The organism is Pseudomonas sp. R25(2017), from assembly GCF_002112565.1.
GTDB classification, from domain to species: domain Bacteria; phylum Pseudomonadota; class Gammaproteobacteria; order Pseudomonadales; family Pseudomonadaceae; genus Aquipseudomonas; species Aquipseudomonas ekonensis.
Map to the genome: position 1 here is coordinate 1 of NZ_NEHZ01000002.1, position 18,797 is coordinate 18,797.

Below are 18,797 nucleotides of genomic sequence, written 5' to 3' on the forward strand. Positions count from 1 at the left end.
GAGTAACTTGTGATGCTGATAATCTTTTTGACTGTCAGTCTGACCCCACAAGCACCCACACGAATTGCTTGATTCAGTTGTTAAAGAGCGGTTGGTCAAGCCTTTCGTCTCGACCGAGGCGCGCATTCTACAGCAGCCTCATTTGCTGTCAAGCGGTTATTTTCAGAAGTTTTCAAAATTTCTTTTTCAACTTCAACCACTTGCGCTTTCGATCTCTCGTCAGCGGGAGGCGAATTCTACAGCGTTGCACGCTGCTGTCAACACCTCTTTTCTCCGCTTTCGACCGGGAGGATCGAAACGCCGAAAGGGCCAAACATCACCACCCTCTTCGACTCCCTCCGGGCTTCGCTGAACTGAAGCGATCCGCTGCCTAAAACTTCGTAACTCGTTGAATCTCAAGGAGTTTTCCGTTTCGACTGCGCCGGAAGTGGGGCGAATTATAGAGAACTAAAATCTACCGTCAACCGTTAATTTCTCTTTTCTATCAACATTCTTAAAAAGGCCGCGCTGCATATAGACGCCCACACGGCGAATGCGCACTATATTGCGCAACCCAAGCCTATCTTCAACTCGGACACTGCCCAGCGATGAACGACCACTCCCGCAGCCTTGCCTCGATTCTCTTTCCGGTCGGCCTGCTGCTCATAGCCATGGCGTCGATCCAGTCCGGCGCCTCTCTCGCCAAAAGCATGTTCCCCGTGGTCGGCGCTCAAGGCACCACCACCCTGCGCCTGATTTTCGCCAGTGTCATCATGGCTCTGCTGCTGCGCCCCTGGCGAGTGAAGCTGACGGCCCAATCCCTACGCACCGTCATTGTTTACGGCATGGCATTGGGGGGCATGAATTTCCTCTTCTATATGTCGCTGCGCACCGTACCGCTCGGCATCGCCGTCGCCTTGGAGTTCACCGGCCCGCTGGCCGTCGCCATCTATGCTTCCCGCCGGGCCATCGACTTTCTCTGGATCGCACTGGCCGCCGCCGGACTTCTGCTGCTGATCCCGACCGGGGCGACAACGGCCGGCATCGATCTGATCGGTGCCGGGTACGCCCTGGGCGCCGGCGTCTGCTGGGCGCTGTACATCCTCTTCGGCCAGAAGGCCGGTGCCGACAACGGCGTGACGACCGCCGCGCTGGGCGTCATGATCGCCGCACTGTTCGTCGCCCCCATCGGAATCATCCACGCCGGGACAGCACTGCTGACCCCCTCTCTGATTCCGGTGGCGATCGGCGTGGCCATCCTGTCCACAGCCCTTCCCTACACCCTGGAGATGGTTGCCCTCACCCGCATGCCTGCCCGTACGTTCGGCACCCTGATGAGCATCGAGCCCGCGTTCGGCGCGTTGTCCGGCCTGCTCTTCCTGCAGGAGTACCTGTCGTTGTCACAATGGATGGCGATTCTGTGCATTATCCTGGCCTCCGTCGGTGCGACCATGACCATGGGCAGCACAGCCAAGCCTGCCGTTGCGGCAGATTGAGACAGGATTTGACGAAGGTCTGGCATTTGGCGCGCATTTAGGCCATGTTAAAGCGCGTAACCCAATGCCAGGCATGGATTTTTCAGACAGGGACGGCACAACGCTTCAAACGTGAGCGAATGCAGGCAGAATCGAGCACCAGACTCGGCGCCGCGATTAAGGACGTTAATGAAACAGATTTTGATACTGATCGCCGTACTCGCAATCGCGGGTTGTGCAGCCACCACGAAAACCCAGGTCAAGCATGGCAAGAAAGGCCTGCACATAAACTGTTCCGGACTCTCCTCCTCCTGGGACAAGTGCTACGCCAGCGCCGCCAACGCCTGCGCTCCCAAAGGCTACAAGGTGATCGCAAAATCAGGGGATGCCGTGGAAGAGCCCGGTGACTATCCCTTCGGCCTCAATCCCGCCGGCTATACCAGCCGCAGCATGATCGTCATCTGCAAGTAAGCGGGCACCTACTCCGCGAATTGAGCTGCGATTCGCCGACTGATTTCCTCATGACTGGCGCCCAGCACTTTCTTCTGCATGTCCGTGCTGGCCAGCATCCGCGCAACCACCAATGCGCCCACGCATTGCGACAGAATCGCCCAGGCCAGGCTCTCGCTTCCCAACGTCTGCGCCCAACTCTGCTGAAGCCTGCCGATCCACAGCTCGGCCTGCTCACGCACCCCGCTCTCGGAACGCGCGATCTCCGCGCCCAATGCCGGTATCGCACAGCCGGACTCAGGCTGTTCGACATGAGCCATGCTCAGATACTGCTTCAGGCAACGCTCAAGCCGCTTGCGATCCTGCGTACCCTGCCCGCCCAACCGCTCGAGACTTTGCCCGAGCTCACGCTCGACAATGGCCGCGAACAGCGCGTCCTTGGATGAGAAATGGCTGTAGAACGCCGCGCCGCTCAGTCCGATCGCCTTCATCAGACCGTCGACGCCCACCGTGGAAAAGCCAGACCGTTTCGCCGACAACGCACTGCTGTGCAGCAGCTTTTCCTTGGTTTCGAGCTTGTGACCGGCTGAATAACGCATTTTCGTACTCCGCGATTGACTGCCTTGACGCTGCCAGGATCCTAGCATAACGTTCGTTCACTTAACGATCGTTTAATAAAGGGGATACCCATGAACAACAAGAAGGTCGTATTGGTCGTCGGCGCAGGCGATGCCACCGGCGGCGCGATTGCCAGGCGCTTCGCCAAGGAAGGGTTCGTGGCCTGCGTCACCCGCCGCAGCGCCGACAAGCTGCAACCTTTGGTGGAAGCCATCCACGCGGAAGGCGGCCAAGCCCATGGCTTTGCCTGCGATGCGCGCAAGGAAGAAGACGTGATCGCATTGGTCGAGGACATCGAGACCCGTCTGGGCCCGATTGAAGCGTTTGTCTTCAACATCGGCGCCAATGTGCCGTGCAGCATCCTCGACGAAACCGCACGCAAGTATTTCAAGATCTGGGAAATGGCCTGTTTCTCGGGTTTCCTCAATGCCCGGGAGGTGGCCAAACGCATGGTCACCCGCCGCCGGGGCACCATACTGTTCACCGGCGCCACCGCCGGCCTGCGCGGCGCCGCCGGCTTTGCCGCGTTCGCGGGCGCCAAGCACGGCATCCGGGCCTTGGCGCAAAGCATGGCCCGAGAACTGGGCCCCTTGAACATCCATGTCGCCCACGTCGTGGTGGACGGCGCCATCGACACCGACTTCATCCGCGACAACTTCCCCGAGAAATACGCAACCAAGGAACAGGACGGGATCCTCGACCCCGAGCACATTGCCGAAAATTACTGGTATCTGCACAGCCAGCCCCGGGACGCCTGGACATTCGAGCTGGATCTGCGCCCCTGGAGCGAACGCTGGTAACGTCCATAACAACAATCAGGAGTGCCGCACCCATGAGCAAAACCGTGGAGTTCTACTTCGACCTCGGCAGCCCCGCCACTTATCTGGCCTACACGCAGCTGCCGAAGATCTGCGCCGAAACCGGCAGCCAACTGGTTTACATCCCGATGCTGCTGGGCGGCGTATTCAAGGCCACCGGCAACGCCTCCCCGGCCACGATTCCGGCCAAGGGACGCTACATGTTCGAGGATCTGGACCGTTATGCCCGACGTTACGGCGTTGCGCTGAAGTTCAACCCTCACTTCCCGATCAACACGTTGATCCTGATGCGCGCCGTCACCGGCATGCAATTGCGCCATCCGGAGCGGTTCCAGGCGTTCGTCGATTGCCTGTTCAACGCCCTCTGGGTCGAGGGCCGTTGCCTCGACGAGCCCGCAACGGTGGCGGCCGTGCTGACCGAGCACGGTTTCAACCCGGAGGATGTGCTGGCACTGACCAACGACGAGGCCGTGAAGGCTGCCCTCAAGGACAACACTGAAACCGCCGTCAAGCGAGGTGTGTTCGGTGCCCCGAGCATGTTCATCGGCAACCAGCTGTTCTTCGGTCAGGACCGGCTGGACTTTGTCACAGAGGCCTTGCGTTAGAGTTCGATCACCAAGCGTCCACGGGCCGCTTTCGATGCGAGCACCCCGTGGGCGTCTTCGGCGGTTTCCAGGGTGAACCGACGAGGGTCGACCATCGGCCGCAGACGTCCCGCTTCGATCATTTGCGCAACCTGCCGCAGGATGTCCCCGTGATGTTCACGTCCGTGGCCGGTCAACAGCGGCAGCAGGGTGAACACGCCGGAATAGGTTGCGCCCCGGAACGAAAGCGGCGCCAGGCTGTGCTGCCCCCATCCCAGGCAACTCAGCACATGCCCGTGATACACCCGCGCGGCCTTGAAGGCGGCGTCCAGCGCTTCGCCGCCCACCGTGTCATAGACGATGTCAAAGCCCTCCCCCGCCGTGTGTTCGTTCACATAACTTTCCACCGGGGTTTGTCGGTCGATGAATGTCGCGCCGACCCCTTCGATGATTGACCGCTGCCCGGCAGAACCTGTGGCGAACACATCCGCCCCGAAGGCCCGCGCCAGCTGAATGGCCACATGCCCGACCCCGCCTGCTCCCCCATGGATCAGCACTTTTTGCCCGGCGCGCACATGAGCGCGATCCACCAGCCCCTCCCACGCCGTAATGACCACCAACGGCAAACCGGCCGCCTCACGCATGGACAGGTTCGAGGGCTTGCGTGCCAGCAGTCGCGCGTCCACTGCTGCATAGTCGGCCAACGAGCCCTGGGCGCCACCAATCCCCGTGGCCATCGCATACACCTCGTCACCCGGCACCCAGCCGAGAACGCCTTCGCCTACCGCCTCGACCACACCGGCAAGGTCGATGCCCAACACCGCCGGCAGCGCCTGCCGGGCATGGGCGGCTTGGCCCGCACGGACTTTCAGGTCCAACGGATTCACGCCGCTGGCCTTGATCCGCACCAGCACTTCTCCCGGACGTGGCGTGGGACGTTGCAGCGAAACCAAGCGTAGCGAACCGTTTGGGGTTTCAACCATCAGCGCGCGCATGTGCATTGAGTCAGTCATTTCGGCATTTCCTGTCTGAAAGAGAGTGGAATCATCCTCTCGCAACCAATCCATGCCGATAAGACGCCGTATCGTTATAGTAACCATGCCAAAACAGCATGAATGAGCGCTGCCTCCCATGGACAAACTCCACGCGATGTCGATTTTCGTCCGGGTCATCGAACGCGGCAGTTTTTCCGCCGTGGCCCGTGAGCTGCAGACCACACAGCCGACCATCAGCAAAGTCCTGCGTGCGCTCGAGCGCCAGCTCGGCGGCAAGCTGATCGCCCGCAGCACGCGCAAGCTGTCGCTGACCGATGAAGGCCAGCGCTACTACAACGAATGCCGAACCATCCTGGCGGCGGTGGATGCGGCCGAGCACAGCTTTCAGTCCGGCCGGGAAACCGTTGCGGGTCCCTTGCGGATCGGCTCGTCCGTCAGCTTCGGCCGCCTGCAGATCGCACCGCGTCTGGCGGCGTTTCTGGAACACTACCCGCAGGTGCAGATCGATCTGCAACTCAGTGACCAGAACCAGGATCTGGTCAGCGAAGGCCTGGACGTCAGCCTGCGAATCGGCGCATTGAGCGACAGCAGCATGATCGCCCGCCCCATCGGCCTTACCCACCGCATCACGGTCGCCGCGCCGGCTTATCTGGAGCGACATCCCGCACCGCTTGCGCCCGCCGATCTGCGCCGGCACAACTGCCTGCAATTCAACCTGCTCAGCAGCCAGAACCTGTGGACTTACGAAAGGGACGGACAGCGCCACGAGGTGCGCATCCAGGGAAACGCCCAGAGCAACAACTCAGAGGCCATCCGTGAAATGGTGCTGGGTGGGTTGGGGATTGCGCTGTCGCCGGTCTGGCTGTTCAGCGAAGACTTGAAGGCGGGCCGGGTGGTCGCCCTGTTGCAGGACTACCGCACACAACCGCTGCCGATGCACGCGGTGTTCCCGGCGAACCGTCGCCAGTCCGCCAGGATCCACGCATTCGTCGACTTCATGGCTCAGGCGCTGGCGACAGCGCCCGAGTTGACGCCGATCAGATAGCCGCAGTGCGGGCGTTCAGCCAGGCCAGCGCCGCGCCGTCGAGCAGCGGGCTCAGGCGCTTGCGCACTTGGGCGTGGTAGGCGTTGAACCACTGTTTTTCGTCCTCGGTCAGCAAGGACGGCTCCAGGCAGCGGGTGTCGATCGGGCACAGGGTCAGGGTTTCGAACTTGAGGAATTCGCCGAACTCGCTGCTGCCTGCTTCGACGTTCATCGCCAGGTTCTCGATGCGCACGCCCCAGCGTCCCGGACGGTAGGTGCCCGGTTCGATGGAGGTGATCATCCCCGGTTGCATGGCGGTCTGCGGTGCCGGCGCCGCCTGGTAGGCGATCACCTGCGGGCCTTCATGGACGTTGAGGAAGTAACCGACGCCATGGCCGGTGCCATGACCGTACTCCACGTTGTCGGCCCAGATCGGCGCCCGGGCGATGGCGTCGAGCAGCGGCGACTGGATGCCTTTGGGGAAGTGAGCCCGCGACAACGCGATCACGCCTTTGAGCACCCGGGTGCAATCACGCTTCTGCTCGGCGTTCGGCGTACCGACCGGCACCATCCGGGTGATGTCGGTGGTGCCGCCCAGGTACTGGCCGCCGGAGTCGATCAGCAGCAGGCCGTCGCCCTCGATCACCGCATGCGCTTGCTCGGTGGCGTGGTAGTGCGGCATGGCACCGTTGGCGTTGAACGCCGCGATGGTGTTGAAGCTCAGCGACACGTAGTCCGGACGACGCGCACGGGCGGCGGTCAGTTTCTCGTCGATGGTCAGCTCGGTGATGCGCTCGCGGCCCCAGGCGGATTCCAGCCAGGCGAAGAATTCGCACAGCGCCGCGCCGTCCTGCTCCATGGCCCGGCGGATGTGTTCGGCATCGGCCTGGCTCTTCTGCGATTTGGCCAGCGTGGTCGGATTGAGGCCTTCGACCAGTGTCACACCGCCGTCGAGATTGCCCAGCAGACCGCTGGTGACCCGCGCCGGATCCACCAGCAGGCTCGCCCCGTCCGGCACCGCGCGCAAGGCATCGGCGACTTCGCTGTAATCGCGCAGGGTCACGCCGTCCTGTTCCAGCACGGCGCGCAGGTGGGCGTCGACCTTGCCCAAGGCCACGAACAGCGTGGCTTGCTGCTGGCTGATCAGGGCAAAGGAGATGAACACCGGGTTGAACGACACATCGCCGCCGCGCAGGTTGAACAGCCAGGCGATGTCGTCGAGCGTGGCGATGAAATGCCAATCGGCCCCGCGCTCCTTGAGGGTTTCGCGCAGTCGGGCGAGCTTCTCGCCACGGCTGACGGTGGCCTGCGGCGACAGGTGCTGATAGACCGGTGCGTCGGGCAGTTGCGGACGGTCGCTCCAGACTTCATCCAGCAGGTCGATGTCGGTGCGCAGACGGGCGCCGCGGGCCTCGAGCTTGCTGCCCAGGGTCCGTGCCGACGCCACCGCCATCACCGCGCCATCGACCGCCACCACGCCGCCTTCCGGCGTCTGTTCGGCCAGCCAGTCCAACGGTCCCGGCTGGCCCGGCTGCAGCTTGACCAGTTCGATGCCGCTGCCGTTGAGCTCTTGGGTCGCCTGTTCCCAATAACGGCTGTCGGCCCAGACGCCGGCGAAGTCCGTGGTGACGATCAGCGTACCGACCGAACCGTGGAACCCCGACAGCCATTGCCGGCCCTGCCAGTAGCCCGGCAGGTACTCTGACAGGTGCGGGTCGGCCGACGGCACCAGCAACGCATGGATGCCTTCGCGGCGCATCAGTTCACGGGTGTGCGCCAGGCGCTGGGGAACCGATCCGTCGGTCAAAGTCTGGGTACTCATCATGTCTCCTGCTAACCACTTCGTCGTTATTGTCCGGTGCCGGTTGTGTCCGGCACCTTTATGAAAGTCCTGTCGCCCAGAACGCCGGAGCGCCGGTGCAGGCGGCCTTGATCAGTTGCACGGCCCGGTCGATGTCGTCGGCCGTGGTGAAGCGGCCGAGGCTCAGGCGGATGGTGCGGCCCGCCAGGCGTGCGTCATGCCCCAACGCCAACAGCACGTGGGACGGGGTGTTGCTCGCCGAGTTGCAGGCCGAGGTCGCGGAAAACGCGAGCGAATGGCTCAGGGTCGCGGCGTTGAACTCGCCTTCGCCGAAGGTCAGGCTCAGGGTGTGCGGGATGCGCCGCTGCGGGCTGCCGTTGAGGCGCACGCCGGGCAGGCTCAGCACCTGTTCGAGCAGGCGCTCGCGCAGCGCAGCGATGGTGTTTTTCTCTTCATCGAACACCTGCGCCGCCAGGGCGAAGGCGGCGCCCATCGCCGCGATCTGGTGGGTCGCCAGGGTGCCGGAGCGCAAGCCGCCTTCATGCCCGCCGCCGTGGATCTGCGCCTGCAGACGCTGCTGCGCGCGCGGGCCGACGTACAGGGCGCCGATGCCCTTGGGGCCGTACAGCTTGTGCGCCGAGAAGGACATCAGATCCACCGGCCATTGCGCCAGGTCGATGGCGACCTTGCCGGCGCCCTGCGCCGCATCGACATGGAACAGCGCCTCGCGGCCGCGCACTACCTCGCCGATGGCCGGGATGTCGTTGACGGTGCCCAGTTCGTTGTTGACCAGCATCAGCGACACCAGAAAGGTGTCGTCGCGCATCGCTTCGCTGACCGCCTGCGGGGTGATCAGGCCGTCGGCGTCCGGCACCAGGTAGGTCACGGCGATGCCGGCGTCCTGCAGTTGCCGTGCGGTGTCGAGGATGGCCTTGTGTTCGATCTGGCTGGTGATGATGTGCCCGCCGGGCACGCCCCGGGCCTGGACCACACCCTTGAGGGCCAGGTTGTTGGATTCGGTGGCGCCGGAGGTCCAGACGATCTGCCCGGCCTGGGCCCCGACCAGTTCGGCGACCTGCAGGCGCGCCTGCTCGACCGTGTGCCGGGCCTGCCGGCCGAAGGCATGGGAGCTGGAGGCCGGGTTGCCGAAATTGCCGTCGAAGCCCAGACACTCGATCATCACCTGGATGACCCGCTCGTCCACCGGGGTGGTGGCGGCGTAATCGAAATACAGCGGACGTTGGTTCATAGAAAAACTCGCAGAGCGTGTTCCGGGGTCAGGAGGCTCGTGTCTGCAAACGGCAAGGCGCAGCCTTGTGGGCCGCGCCGCGGTGAGAGAGCGTCATCATTACCTGATCGGATGCCGTTAAAGAAGAACAACTTCATTTAAGAGTGCGTAGGAACGCTCCTGAAGCCGAGCTTAACAGGCATCGGGCCGGCGGTTGAAGCGATGCGTCAGGCAAAGCTTTCCAGCAGCAGCGGGTACAGCGAAATCACCAGCAGCGCCGCCATCCCCCAGTTGAACGCCCGCAGCCAGCGGCGATCCTTGAGCACGTTGCGCAACAAGGTGCCGCAGGCCGCCCACACGCCGACGCTCGGCAGGTTGATGATGGCGAACACGGCGGCGATCACCAGCACGTTGGTGAAGTAGCCTTGCATCGGCGTGTAGGTGCTGATGGCGCCGATGGCCATGATCCACGCCTTGGGGTTGACCCACTGGAACGCCGCCGCCCCCAGGTAGCTGATCGGCTTGCCTTCGCCGTCGCCGCTGTCGCCGACCGGGCCGGAGCGGGCGATTTTCCACGCCAGGTACAGCAAGTAGGCCGCGCCGACATACCGCAGGATCGTGTACAGCAAGGGATAGCGCTGAAACACCGCGCCCAGGCCGAACCCTACCGCCACGACGAGCACGAAGAAGCCGCAGGTGATGCCGAGCATGTGAGGGATGGTGCGGTTGAAGCCGAAATTCACCCCCGACGCCAACAGCATGGTGTTGTTCGGCCCCGGCGTGATCGAGGTGACAAGGGCAAACAGGGCGAAGCCCAGCAGCAGATCGAGCGAGAGGGTCATGGCAGGCATTCCGTGAGGGTCATTCAGGTGTTGACCCTATCGCACGGCACCGCGCCAGCCCATGGACAGTTGGGTGAAACTTCGAGCAGTACAGTTATCGATCAGCTTGGACGACCGTGAAGCTGTACGGCCCGTTCGGCGCTCATTTCGCCATGGCTGTCGAAGCCGACAGTCCTCTGTGGCTGGCCGAGCAGTTCGGCTTTCTTCGCGTGGTACTCGTCGAAGGACAGGCCGCGGCGGTTCAGCGCTTCGAGGGCCAGTTCGCGGGTTTCTTCCGCCGTGTAGGGGCGCAGCTCGGGCGACACGTGGCTGGCGCAACCGGCGAGCACGGAGACGGCGAGCATCAGGGAAACAGTCAGTAAGCGGTTCATCGGGAGCGTCCTGGCGAAAGGTGTTTGTCGATGGACAAAGGCTACGCCCGGGCACGCGTGCGCAGAAATCAACGCGCTCAATAGTGGCTATCAGGTTTGACGGTGAGTCCCTCAAGCACGTACGCAAGATCAGTCGGGCAGTGCCGCGACTGATCCTTCCCACACCGCACCGCCCCCGAAACGCTTGATCCGGCTGCCGATCTATCCGACCAGCTGACAATGCAGCCCTTCGTCATGGCTGCGGGCAATGCTGCTCAACACCTGGAACGAACCGAAGGTCACGGTGCGCGCCCGATGGGTGCGGATCAGGTGCCAGAAATCCTGTTCGCCGTTTTCGAAGCTGCGAAACGCCGCCTCGCCGGCCTCGCGCGAGCGCCATTGCAGAAAGCCCAGCACCCGCCGGCCGTCGTCGCTGGCCTGGACGCTGGCGCTGACGAACCCGGCGTAGCGTTCGGCCAGACGCTCGGTCTGCAATGCCAACGCGGCGACCAGCGCAGGTTGTTGTCCGGGGTCGATCTCGAATTCGATCAATTGGGTGAAGCTGCTGTTTTTCGGCGCGTGCATAACGTCCCCACTCGTCTGTCAGGCGAATCTTGCGATTCGAAGGCGTGCAGGTTAAAACCTCTAGTTAAGTAAAGGTCAAGAGGCAAACTTCAAATGGTCACCGCAGACACCCTGCACAAACAACTGACTGTCGGCGAAGTCGCGGCCCGCAGCGGCGTGGCGGTCACGGCCCTGCACTTTTACGAATCCAAGGGGTTGATCAAAAGCCAGCGCAATGCCGGCAACCAACGCCGCTACCCGAGGGAAGTGCTGCGGCGCGTGGCGTTGATCAAGGTGGCGCAGCGCCTGGGCATTCCGCTGGCGGAAATCGGCAAAGCCCTGAAGAACCTGCCGGACAACCGGGCGCCGACGGCGGCGGACTGGAAACGGCTGTCGGAGCAATGGCGCCGCGAACTGGACGAGCGGATCGGGCAACTGATGCTGTTGCGCGACCGCCTCAACGGCTGCATCGGCTGCGGGTGCCTGTCGATGGAAGCCTGCCCGCTGCGCAACTACGGGGACGTGCTCGGGGAACAGGGGCCGGGGCCGCACTTCCCGCCGTCGGCGAGCGATGCCGAATGACCGCCGACCCTTTGTCGGCGGCCCGGTCTGCGGCGCCGGCACGGACCTATAGTTGACCGACCGGACATCCGGTGAAGACTGACCGTCCACAAGAAAGAACAGGGAGAACGTCATGAGCGTCAAACCCATTCCTGAGGGGTATCACAGCATTACCCCGTATCTCGGCATCAAGAAAGCCGCCGAGGCCATCGACTTCTACAAGAAAGCCTTCGGCGCCACCGAAGTCATGCGCCTGGCCATGCCCGACGGCAACATCGGCCATGCCGAACTGCGCATCGGCGACAGCGCGATCATGCTCGGCACCCCGTGCGAAGAGGGGCCGTTCAGCAGTCCGGAGCAGTTCGTGTCGGTCGGCCTGCATCTATATGTGACCGACGTCGACAAGTCGTTCCGGCGGGCGATCGATGCCGGTGCGACCTCCGTGGAGGACGTCAAGGATCAGTTCTACGGCGACCGCAGCGGCTCCTTGCGAGATCCTTACGGGCATCTGTGGTTCCTGGCCTCGCGCAAGGAAGACCTGACCGAAGAGCAGATCCGTCAGCGGGCCATTGAGAGGTTCAAGCAAGGCTGAACGACCTCCTTGCCGAATGCCTGTAGGAGCGAGCCTGCTCGCGATTGCTGTATGTCCGTCAATGAAGCTGTCGACTGACTTGAGGCAATCGCGAGCAGGCTCGCTCCCACAGTGCGGATGCCGCTTCGGCGAAGTGCGAAACATTTACTTTCATATCACCCATCGGGAATTTCCTCGCTCATCCGTCTTATAGAGATGCGGGCCGGTCGCCCGGGCGAACGCCTCGACCGCGCCCTCCAGGGACGCCCCTGCTGCGAAGCCCGTAGCAGCCGCTCCTCCCACTGAATCAAGACGTTCAATCATGTCGAAGAAATCCCGCTCGAAACTGTGGTTCCTGGTGCATAGCTGGCTGGCCTTGCCGATCTGGTTCTTTGTCCTGATCGTCTGCGTCACCGGCACCCTGGCGGTGGTCAGCCAGGAAATCGTCTGGCTGGCCAACCCGCAGATGCGCGCCAGCCAGCCGTCCGACGACGCGACGCGGCTCAGCTACGACCAGATCCTCGCCGCCATCAAGAAAGCCGAACCGCAGACCGTGGTGCAAAGCATCAACCGTCCGGACGAATCGCACTTTGCCCTCGACGTCGACGTCAGCTACCCCGACGGTCGTGTGCAGACGGTGTACGTCAACCCGTACACCGGCGCCATCCAGGGCACGGCGCCGGACTTCAACTTCAAGGCCTTCACCCGGGCGCTGCACGGCTGGTGGCTGGTGCCGTTCACCAACGGCTTCAGCTGGGGCTGGTACCTGGTGTCGTTCCTCGGCCTGCCGATGCTGGCTTCGCTGGTGACCGGGCTTGTGGTGTACAAACGGTTCTGGAAAGGCTTCCTGCGCCCGACCCTGCGCTTCAGGCACGGCGCACGGATCTTCTGGGGCGACTTCCATCGCCTGAGCGGCATCTGGTCGATCTGGTTCATCGCGGTGATCTCCATCACCGGCACCTGGTTCCTGATCCAGGCGCTGCTGTCGGACAACCAGATCTCCATCTCCAGCGAACCGATCATCCCGGCCATGGCCCGCGAAGCCGTGCCGATGTCCGGTGACGGCACGCCGCCGCCACGGATCAGCCTGGACCGCGCCGTCGAAATCGCCCGGGAGAAAATCCCCGGCCTGGAAGCCAGCTTCGTCAGCCTGCCGGGCAACGCCTACGCCCACCTCGACATCGGCGGGCGCGGCTGGTATCCGCTGATGTTCCAGAGCGCCACGCTCAACCCCTACAGCGGCGACGTGGCGGCCACGCGCCTGCTGTCCGACCGCACTTCGCTTGAGTTCGTCACCGAATCCATGCGCCCGCTGCACACCGGCGACTTCGGCGGTCTGTGGATCAAGCTGATCTGGTTCTTCTTCGGCCTGCTGCTGAGCATGATGGTGCTGAGCGGGCTGCTGATCTGGACCAAACGCACGGCCTTGGCCACCGCCAATGCGCTCAAGCGCGAGCACAAGCAGCAGCGCGTCAAGGCACAACCGGCCCCGCGCCATGAACCGTCGGAGGCCAGCCTGTGAGCCGATCCACACCTGCACCGCAGCCTTCCCGGCTGAGCCTGTTCTGGCACAAGTGGCGTTTCCACATCAATGTCCTGCTGCTCCTGATTCCGCTGGGCTTCATGCCCAAGTACTTCGCCGACGCCGCGCTGTTCCGCGGCGACAGCGGCCTGGGCGAGCGGGAGATCGGGCAGATCCAGGTCGGCCCCTGGAGCCTGCGCCTGGCCGAGCTGCGCGACGAGGCCCCGCGCTCCGACGGCCCGGCCGGCTACCTCAAAGGCTTCAACGCCGCCCTGTGCAGCGCCTGCGTCGATCAGGTCAAGGCCACTTACCTGCGCATCGGCAAGCCCCGCAGCCTGCGCGCCGCCGGCTCGATCTTCTTCGGTACGCCGTACCGCATGGGCACCCAACTGCCGGTGCCGGACAAGACCCGCGCCGATGCCGAACTGTGGATCACCATGGAAGGCTGGGACGGCAGCATGCACCAGGCCTCGATTCCGCTGAGCCAGGCCTCCCCCGCCACTCTCGCCTGGCTGAACAAACAAGGAGCCAAACCATGAGCCGCGCCCCACGTCCTTTCCGCCCACGCCGGTGCCTGAGCGCCGCGCTGCTGGCGCTCGGTGCCGTCTTCAGCGCCGGCGCCCTGGCCCACAACCCGATGTGCGAGTGCAAGGCCATCGACGCCGAACAGATCAAATGCACCGGTGGCTTCTCCGACGGCAGCGGAGCGCCGGGGGTGACCCTCGACGTGATCGGCTATGACGAAACCATCCTGCTGCCGGGCAAGCTCGGCGCCGACTCGACCTTGACCTTCAAGAAGCCCGGCGCCGAGTTCTACGTGCTGTTCGACGCCGGCCCCGGCCACGTCGTCGAAATCGACCAGGCGGACATCGAAAGCCCATGACCACACCCACCACCCAAACCGTCCGCCCGGCCGGCGCCGGCCATGAAACCCTCAACGTGCTGCTGTTGTGCCTGCTGATCCTGGCGCTCGCCGGTTCCGTGGTGGCCTGGCGCGGCGTCTCCCACGAGCCCGAGCCGGTTTCCGGCCATCAGCTGGATGCCCGCCGCGACCTCAATGCCGCCGAGCAGGGCCTCTACGCCGACCTGCGGGTCACCCTCGACGAAATCCGCCTGCTGCGCGAAGAACAACAGGCCCTGCCGACACCGCAGGCCCTGGCCGACGAAGGCTTCGCGCCGTTCGCCCAGGACGCCAGCTCCGTCAGCCGCGGCGGTCACGCATGGCAGTTGCTGGCCGACTCGGCCTACTACGGCCAAAGCCAGGCGCCTGCCGTGGCCGGTTCGTTCCTGATGCGCACGGACGCCGACGGGCACGCCCCGCCCGACATCTGGCTTACCCGCCAGGCCGACGCCGGGGTGCCGACGGATCTTTCCGACGATGCCCTATCGGCCGCCGGCTGGAAACAGATCGTCGCGCAATACGATGCCGGGGTGACCCGCGAGCATCGCCATTGACCTCCCGCCTCCATTCCACGGAAGACCGCTTGCCCATGTCCATTTCCTCTGCCCGCCGCCCCTTCCTGCGCCTGCTCCTGGCCGGCCTGTGCGCCTGCCTGCTGAGCCCACTGGCCAGCGCCGACCCGGCCAAGCGCCTGCGCATCGGCATCACCCTGCACCCGTACTACAGCTATGTGGCCAACATCGTCGGCGACAAGGCCGACGTGGTGCCGCTGATTCCCGCCGGCTTCAACCCGCATGCCTACGAACCCCGCGCCGAAGACATCAAGCGCATCAGCGGGCTGGACGTGATCGTGCTCAACGGCGTGGGCCATGACGACTTCGCCGACCGCATGATCGCCGCCAGCGAAACCCCGGACATCAAGACCATCGAAGCCAACGAAAACGTGCCGCTGCTGGCCGCCACCGGCGTCGCCGCACGCGGCGCCGGCAAGGTGGTCAACCCGCACACGTTCCTGTCGGTCAGCGCCTCCATCGCCCAGGTCAACAACATCGCCCGGGAACTGGGCAAGCTCGACCCGGACAACGCCAAGGCCTACACCCAGAACGCCCGCGCCTACGGCAAGCGCCTGCGGCAGATGCGCGCCGACGCCCTGGCCAAGCTGACCCAGGCGCCCAACGCCGAACTGCGGGTGGCCACGGTGCATGCGGCCTACGACTACCTGCTGCGCGAATTCGGCCTGGAGGTCACCGCCGTGGTCGAACCGGCCCACGGCATCGAGCCGAGCCCGAGCCAGTTGAAGAAGACCATCGACCAGCTGCGCGAACTGGACGTGAAGGTGATCTTCTCCGAGATGGACTTCCCTTCCACCTATGTCGACACCATCCAGCGCGAATCCGGCGTGAAGCTCTATCCGCTGTCGCACATTTCCTACGGCGAATACACCGCCGACAAGTACGAAAAAGAAATGGCCGGCAACCTCAACACCGTGGTGCGGGCGATCCAGGAGTCCGGCGCATGAGTTCGACAGACATCGAATCCCCTGTGGGAGCGGGCGTGCCCGCGAAGGCGGTGAGTCATCCTGCGATGATGCCGGCCGATCCGGCGTTTTCGCGGGCAACCCCGCTCGCACTGGGGCCGACCCTGGATTTCAACGAAGTGAACCTGACGCTCGGGCGCACGACGATCCTGGACAACGTCACCTTCACGGTGCGGCCCGGCAGCGTGCACGCGCTGGTCGGCCCCAACGGCGGCGGCAAGAGTTCGCTGATCAAGACCCTGCTCGGCCAGATGCCCCACCAGGGCCGGCTCACCCTGCAGTGGCCCGGCGAGCCCGGCACCATCGGCTACGTGCCGCAGGCGCTGGAGTTCGACCGGGGCCTGCCGATGACCGTCGATGACTTCATGGCCGCCATGTGCCAGCGCCGTCCGGCGTTCCTCGGCCTGAGCCGGCACTACGCCGGGGCCATCGGCGATGCGCTGGAACGGGTCGGCATGCAGGACAAGCGCAAGCGCCGGATGGGCGCGCTGTCCGGCGGCGAACGCCAACGGGTGCTGCTGGCCCAGGGCCTGATCCCGGCGCCGCAACTGCTGGTGCTCGACGAGCCGATGTCGGCGCTGGACGAAGCCGGGATCCAGGTGTTCGAACGCCTGCTCGGCGACTGGCGCGCCGCCGGCATCACCGTGCTGTGGATCGAGCACGACCTGGAAGCGGTCGGCCGTCTGGCCGATCACGTCACCGGCCTCAGCCGCCGGGTGCTGTTCGACGCCCCGCCGCAACAGGCCCTGACCCCGGAACGCCTGCTGACCCTGTTCTCGACCCACCCACGGAGCGCTGCGCAATGAGTTACGAAGCCTTTCGGCTGATGGTCCAAGGCTGGGCCTCCTCCGGTTATCTGCCCGAGGCGCTGGCCTATGGTTTTGTGGTCAATGCCTTGCTCGCCGGCCTGCTGATCGGCCCGGTGCTGGGCGGCCTCGGCACCTTGGTTGTGGTCAAGCGCTTTGCGTTCTTCTCCGAAGCGGTCGGCCACGCCGCGTTGACCGGCGTGGCCATCGGCATCCTGCTCGGCGAGCCCTACACCGGCCCTTACGGCAGCCTGTTCGGCTACTGCCTGCTGTTCGGCATCCTGCTCAATTACCTGCGCAACCGCACCGGCCTGGCGCCGGACACCCTGATCGGCGTGTTCCTGTCGGTGTCCCTGGCCCTCGGCGCCAGCCTGCTGCTGATCCTGGCCGGCAAGATCAACGTGCACATCCTGGAGAACGTCCTGTTCGGCTCGGTGCTGACGGTCAACGGCAACGACCTGCTGGTGCTGGCCATCGTCGGTGCGCTGGTGATGGCCCTGGCCCTGCCGCTGTACAACCGGATCATGCTCGCCAGCTTCAACCCGCAACTGGCGGCGGTGCGCGGGGTGGCGGTCAAGGCGCTGGACTACCTGTTCGTGATCCTGGTGACGCTGATCACCGTCGCGGCGGTGAAGGTCATCGGCGCGATCCTGGTCGGCGCCCTGCTGGTGATCCCGGCCGCGGCCGCGCGCCTGCTGAGCCAGTCGCTCAAGGGCTTCTTCTGGTGCTCGGTGCTGATCGCCACCGTGAGCACCCTGTGCGGGATCCTGGCGCCCATCGTGTTCGACCTGCCGGTGCCGTCCGGCGCCGCGATCATCCTGGTCGCCGGCCTCGCCTTCGCCCTCGCCGCCGTCGCGCGCGGCGTCGTCCCCAGCCTGAAAGGGAACCTCGGATAAATGACTTTTGCATTGCGACGACTGACCCTGGCCCTCGCCCTGTGCGGCGCGGTCTCCACCTCCGTCATGGCCGCCGACGGCACCGGGCCGCTGCGGGTGCTGGCCTCGCTGCCGATCACCTACGGCCTGGGCGAAACGCTGCTCAAAGGCACGGCCGTCAGCCTGGAACGCGCGGCACCGGCCAACCTGCCGGGCAGCCGCCAGACCGCCTACTTCAGCGGTCGCGGCGCCCCGGCGCTGAGCAAGCTGGCGACCGGCGCCGATGCGGTGATCGGCGTGCGCTCGTTGTGGGCCGATGATCCGCTGTACCCGATGGCCCGGCGCAGCAACATCCGCATCGTCGAGGTCGACGCCGCCCGGCCCGTGGACGGCGCCCTGCCCGGCATCGCCGTGCAGCCGGGCCTCAAGGTCGACGGCCTGAACAGCCAACCGTGGCTGGCGGGCAACAACATGGGGCGCATGGCCGATGTGATGGCGGCGGACCTGGTACGCCTGGCGCCGCAGGACAAGCCGAAGATCGAAGCCAACCTGGCGGCGCTGAAACAGCGTCTGCTCAAGCTCAACGCCGACACCGAGGCGCGGCTGGCGAGCGCCGATAACCTGAGCGTGATGAGCCTGAGCGACCATTTCGGGTATCTGATCGGCAGCCTCAACCTGGAGCTGGCCGGCCAGGATGCACGGCCGGACGCCGAGTGGACGCCGGAGGATCTGAAACGGCTCACCGCCACCCTGAAGGACAACGACGTGGCGGTGGTGCTGCATCACCGCGAGCCTTCCCCGGCGCTGAAGACGGCGATTGCCGACGCGGGCAGCCGCTTGGTGGTGCTGGGCACCGACGGAGCGGATCCGGTGGCCGAGCTGGAGGGCAATGTGGATCTGCTGCTCAAGGGCTTGAGCGGCACTTAGTCTCATCCGGAACCGGGTCATCGTTCATCGCCAGCAGGCTGGCGATGAGGCCCTACCGGTCCTGACAAAAACCGCAGGCAAGAAAAAACCCGCTGACCGTCACCGGTCCAGCGGGTTTTTCTTTGGCCGACGGCTTACTGGGCAGCCGCTTGCGCTTCCATCTTCTGGCGCAGGCTCAGCGGACGCATGTCGGTCCAGACCTCTTCGATGTAGGCCAGGCACTCTTTCTTCATGCCGCTTTTGCCCACGGTGCGCCAGCCTTGCGGCACGGCCTTGTAATCCGGCCAGATCGAGTACTGCTCTTCGTGGTTCACCACGACCTGAAAGAGGATGTCCTCGCGGTCGAATACTGACGTCATGCTGTGTCTC

General features: G+C 64.6%; 23 protein-coding genes. 15 read left to right on the plus strand and 8 right to left on the minus strand.

Annotation, left to right across the window (positions count from 1 at the left end; translation table 11 throughout):
• The first annotated feature begins 587 nt into the window (after positions 1-587).
• Positions 588-1,475: a threonine/homoserine exporter RhtA gene (rhtA, locus tag CAG31_RS02490; protein ID WP_085577895.1), complete on the plus strand. Its 888-nt coding sequence runs from the start codon at positions 588-590 to the stop codon at positions 1,473-1,475.
• A gap of 168 nt (positions 1,476-1,643) precedes the next feature.
• Positions 1,644-1,925: a hypothetical protein gene (locus CAG31_RS02495; RefSeq protein ID WP_085577896.1), complete on the plus strand. Its 282-nt coding sequence runs from the start codon at positions 1,644-1,646 to the stop codon at positions 1,923-1,925.
• 8 nt (positions 1,926-1,933) lie between these two features.
• Here the strand turns inward: CAG31_RS02495 and CAG31_RS02500 are convergent, their stop codons facing one another.
• A complete protein-coding gene (locus CAG31_RS02500; RefSeq protein WP_085577897.1) occupies positions 1,934-2,503 on the minus strand; it encodes a TetR/AcrR family transcriptional regulator in 570 nt (189 codons plus the stop codon).
• 90 nt (positions 2,504-2,593) lie between these two features.
• Between CAG31_RS02500 and CAG31_RS02505 the strand changes: the two genes are divergently transcribed.
• Both CAG31_RS02505 and CAG31_RS02510 read left to right on the plus strand, forming a co-directional pair.
• Positions 2,594-3,322, plus strand: coding sequence for an SDR family oxidoreductase (locus CAG31_RS02505; protein WP_085577898.1), 729 nt, complete (start codon positions 2,594-2,596; stop codon positions 3,320-3,322).
• Between the two features lie 32 nt (positions 3,323-3,354).
• Positions 3,355-3,945: a 2-hydroxychromene-2-carboxylate isomerase gene (locus CAG31_RS02510; protein WP_085577899.1), complete on the plus strand. Its 591-nt coding sequence runs from the start codon at positions 3,355-3,357 to the stop codon at positions 3,943-3,945.
• Here CAG31_RS02510 and CAG31_RS02515 read toward each other — a convergent pair.
• On the minus strand, positions 3,942-4,937 hold the full coding sequence (locus CAG31_RS02515; protein WP_085577900.1) for a zinc-dependent alcohol dehydrogenase family protein: 996 nt from the start codon (positions 4,935-4,937) through the stop codon (positions 3,942-3,944). The genes CAG31_RS02510 and CAG31_RS02515 overlap by 4 nt on opposite strands.
• 118 nt (positions 4,938-5,055) lie before the next feature.
• Between CAG31_RS02515 and CAG31_RS02520 the strand changes: the two genes are divergently transcribed.
• Positions 5,056-5,964 (plus strand): LysR family transcriptional regulator, encoded by a 909-nt coding sequence (locus CAG31_RS02520; RefSeq protein WP_085577901.1) that lies wholly within the window; start codon positions 5,056-5,058, stop codon positions 5,962-5,964.
• Here CAG31_RS02520 and CAG31_RS02525 read toward each other — a convergent pair.
• From CAG31_RS02525 to CAG31_RS02545, 5 genes are all read right to left on the minus strand, one after another.
• On the minus strand, positions 5,957-7,765 hold the full coding sequence (locus CAG31_RS02525) for an aminopeptidase P family protein (RefSeq protein ID WP_085577902.1): 1,809 nt from the start codon (positions 7,763-7,765) through the stop codon (positions 5,957-5,959). The two genes, CAG31_RS02520 and CAG31_RS02525, sit on opposite strands and share 8 nt — an antisense overlap.
• 58 nt (positions 7,766-7,823) lie before the next feature.
• Positions 7,824-8,993, minus strand: coding sequence for a cysteine desulfurase family protein (locus CAG31_RS02530; protein WP_085577903.1), 1,170 nt, complete (start codon positions 8,991-8,993; stop codon positions 7,824-7,826).
• Between the two features lie 206 nt (positions 8,994-9,199).
• Complete coding sequence (locus CAG31_RS02535) at positions 9,200-9,814, minus strand: LysE family translocator (protein ID WP_085577904.1); 615 nt, start codon at positions 9,812-9,814, stop codon at positions 9,200-9,202.
• A 101-nt stretch (positions 9,815-9,915) separates the two neighbouring features.
• Positions 9,916-10,185: a hypothetical protein gene (locus CAG31_RS02540; RefSeq protein WP_085577905.1), complete on the minus strand. Its 270-nt coding sequence runs from the start codon at positions 10,183-10,185 to the stop codon at positions 9,916-9,918.
• 201 nt (positions 10,186-10,386) lie between these two features.
• The gene (locus CAG31_RS02545; protein WP_085577906.1) at positions 10,387-10,749 is read right to left on the minus strand and encodes an antibiotic biosynthesis monooxygenase; all 363 of its coding nucleotides are present in this window, start codon (positions 10,747-10,749) and stop codon (positions 10,387-10,389) included.
• A 93-nt stretch (positions 10,750-10,842) separates the two neighbouring features.
• Between CAG31_RS02545 and soxR the strand changes: the two genes are divergently transcribed.
• The 10 genes from soxR to CAG31_RS02595 all read left to right on the plus strand — a co-directional run bounded on the left by soxR (position 10,843) and on the right by CAG31_RS02595 (position 18,428).
• A complete protein-coding gene (soxR, locus tag CAG31_RS02550; RefSeq protein ID WP_085577907.1) occupies positions 10,843-11,310 on the plus strand; it encodes a redox-sensitive transcriptional activator SoxR in 468 nt (155 codons plus the stop codon).
• Between the two features lie 112 nt (positions 11,311-11,422).
• The gene (locus CAG31_RS02555; RefSeq protein WP_085577908.1) at positions 11,423-11,881 is read left to right on the plus strand and encodes a VOC family protein; all 459 of its coding nucleotides are present in this window, start codon (positions 11,423-11,425) and stop codon (positions 11,879-11,881) included.
• A 301-nt stretch (positions 11,882-12,182) separates the two neighbouring features.
• Positions 12,183-13,382, plus strand: a complete 1,200-nt coding sequence (locus CAG31_RS02560) for a PepSY domain-containing protein (RefSeq protein ID WP_085577909.1) — start codon at positions 12,183-12,185, stop codon at positions 13,380-13,382.
• The gene (locus CAG31_RS02565) at positions 13,379-13,921 is read left to right on the plus strand and encodes a thiamine pyrophosphate-binding protein (protein ID WP_085577910.1); all 543 of its coding nucleotides are present in this window, start codon (positions 13,379-13,381) and stop codon (positions 13,919-13,921) included. Before CAG31_RS02560 ends, CAG31_RS02565 begins: the two co-directional genes overlap by 4 nt.
• On the plus strand, positions 13,918-14,265 hold the full coding sequence (locus CAG31_RS02570; RefSeq protein ID WP_085577911.1) for a hypothetical protein: 348 nt from the start codon (positions 13,918-13,920) through the stop codon (positions 14,263-14,265). The genes CAG31_RS02565 and CAG31_RS02570 overlap by 4 nt, the downstream gene beginning before the upstream one ends.
• On the plus strand, positions 14,262-14,837 hold the full coding sequence (locus tag CAG31_RS02575; RefSeq protein ID WP_085577912.1) for a DUF6162 family protein: 576 nt from the start codon (positions 14,262-14,264) through the stop codon (positions 14,835-14,837). Before CAG31_RS02570 ends, CAG31_RS02575 begins: the two co-directional genes overlap by 4 nt.
• Before the next feature lie 35 nt (positions 14,838-14,872).
• Entirely contained in the window at positions 14,873-15,802 is a 930-nt protein-coding gene (locus tag CAG31_RS02580; RefSeq protein WP_085577913.1) for a metal ABC transporter substrate-binding protein, read from the plus strand.
• Positions 15,803-15,870: 68 nt separating this feature from the next.
• Positions 15,871-16,626 carry a metal ABC transporter ATP-binding protein gene (locus CAG31_RS02585; RefSeq protein ID WP_170930053.1) on the plus strand — a complete coding sequence of 252 codons (756 nt, stop codon included), beginning with the start codon at positions 15,871-15,873 and terminating at the stop codon, positions 16,624-16,626.
• A complete protein-coding gene (locus CAG31_RS02590; RefSeq protein ID WP_085577915.1) occupies positions 16,623-17,522 on the plus strand; it encodes a metal ABC transporter permease in 900 nt (299 codons plus the stop codon). Before CAG31_RS02585 ends, CAG31_RS02590 begins: the two co-directional genes overlap by 4 nt.
• Positions 17,523-18,428, plus strand: coding sequence for a metal ABC transporter solute-binding protein, Zn/Mn family (locus CAG31_RS02595; protein ID WP_085577916.1), 906 nt, complete (start codon positions 17,523-17,525; stop codon positions 18,426-18,428).
• 134 nt (positions 18,429-18,562) lie between these two features.
• On the opposite strand, the gene CAG31_RS02600 is transcribed toward CAG31_RS02595, so the two are convergent.
• On the minus strand, positions 18,563-18,787 hold the full coding sequence (locus CAG31_RS02600) for an MbtH family protein (RefSeq protein ID WP_085577917.1): 225 nt from the start codon (positions 18,785-18,787) through the stop codon (positions 18,563-18,565).
• Between the last annotated feature and the right edge of the window lie 10 nt (positions 18,788-18,797).

What these genes read in the sequence shown, in the direction of transcription:
- CAG31_RS02590 (WP_085577915.1), top strand. Translation starts at nt 16,623, where the DNA reads ATGAGTTACGAAGCCTTTCGGCTGATGGTCCAAGGCTGGGCCTCCTCC.
- CAG31_RS02595 (WP_085577916.1), top strand. Translation starts at nt 17,523, where the DNA reads ATGACTTTTGCATTGCGACGACTGACCCTGGCCCTCGCCCTGTGCGGC.
- CAG31_RS02535 (WP_085577904.1), bottom strand. Translation starts at nt 9,814, where the DNA reads ATGACCCTCTCGCTCGATCTGCTGCTGGGCTTCGCCCTGTTTGCCCTT.
- CAG31_RS02585 (WP_170930053.1), top strand. Translation starts at nt 15,871, where the DNA reads ATGCCGGCCGATCCGGCGTTTTCGCGGGCAACCCCGCTCGCACTGGGG.
- CAG31_RS02520 (WP_085577901.1), top strand. Translation starts at nt 5,056, where the DNA reads ATGGACAAACTCCACGCGATGTCGATTTTCGTCCGGGTCATCGAACGC.
- CAG31_RS02600 (WP_085577917.1), bottom strand. Translation starts at nt 18,787, where the DNA reads ATGACGTCAGTATTCGACCGCGAGGACATCCTCTTTCAGGTCGTGGTG.
- CAG31_RS02510 (WP_085577899.1), top strand. Translation starts at nt 3,355, where the DNA reads ATGAGCAAAACCGTGGAGTTCTACTTCGACCTCGGCAGCCCCGCCACT.
- CAG31_RS02505 (WP_085577898.1), top strand. Translation starts at nt 2,594, where the DNA reads ATGAACAACAAGAAGGTCGTATTGGTCGTCGGCGCAGGCGATGCCACC.
- CAG31_RS02560 (WP_085577909.1), top strand. Translation starts at nt 12,183, where the DNA reads ATGTCGAAGAAATCCCGCTCGAAACTGTGGTTCCTGGTGCATAGCTGG.
- CAG31_RS02495 (WP_085577896.1), top strand. Translation starts at nt 1,644, where the DNA reads ATGAAACAGATTTTGATACTGATCGCCGTACTCGCAATCGCGGGTTGT.
- CAG31_RS02545 (WP_085577906.1), bottom strand. Translation starts at nt 10,749, where the DNA reads ATGCACGCGCCGAAAAACAGCAGCTTCACCCAATTGATCGAATTCGAG.
- CAG31_RS02555 (WP_085577908.1), top strand. Translation starts at nt 11,423, where the DNA reads ATGAGCGTCAAACCCATTCCTGAGGGGTATCACAGCATTACCCCGTAT.
- CAG31_RS02530 (WP_085577903.1), bottom strand. Translation starts at nt 8,993, where the DNA reads ATGAACCAACGTCCGCTGTATTTCGATTACGCCGCCACCACCCCGGTG.
- CAG31_RS02575 (WP_085577912.1), top strand. Translation starts at nt 14,262, where the DNA reads ATGACCACACCCACCACCCAAACCGTCCGCCCGGCCGGCGCCGGCCAT.
- CAG31_RS02525 (WP_085577902.1), bottom strand. Translation starts at nt 7,765, where the DNA reads ATGAGTACCCAGACTTTGACCGACGGATCGGTTCCCCAGCGCCTGGCG.
- soxR (WP_085577907.1), top strand. Translation starts at nt 10,843, where the DNA reads ATGGTCACCGCAGACACCCTGCACAAACAACTGACTGTCGGCGAAGTC.
- CAG31_RS02515 (WP_085577900.1), bottom strand. Translation starts at nt 4,937, where the DNA reads ATGACTGACTCAATGCACATGCGCGCGCTGATGGTTGAAACCCCAAAC.
- CAG31_RS02500 (WP_085577897.1), bottom strand. Translation starts at nt 2,503, where the DNA reads ATGCGTTATTCAGCCGGTCACAAGCTCGAAACCAAGGAAAAGCTGCTG.
- CAG31_RS02570 (WP_085577911.1), top strand. Translation starts at nt 13,918, where the DNA reads ATGAGCCGCGCCCCACGTCCTTTCCGCCCACGCCGGTGCCTGAGCGCC.
- CAG31_RS02540 (WP_085577905.1), bottom strand. Translation starts at nt 10,185, where the DNA reads ATGAACCGCTTACTGACTGTTTCCCTGATGCTCGCCGTCTCCGTGCTC.
- rhtA (WP_085577895.1), top strand. Translation starts at nt 588, where the DNA reads ATGAACGACCACTCCCGCAGCCTTGCCTCGATTCTCTTTCCGGTCGGC.
- CAG31_RS02580 (WP_085577913.1), top strand. Translation starts at nt 14,873, where the DNA reads ATGTCCATTTCCTCTGCCCGCCGCCCCTTCCTGCGCCTGCTCCTGGCC.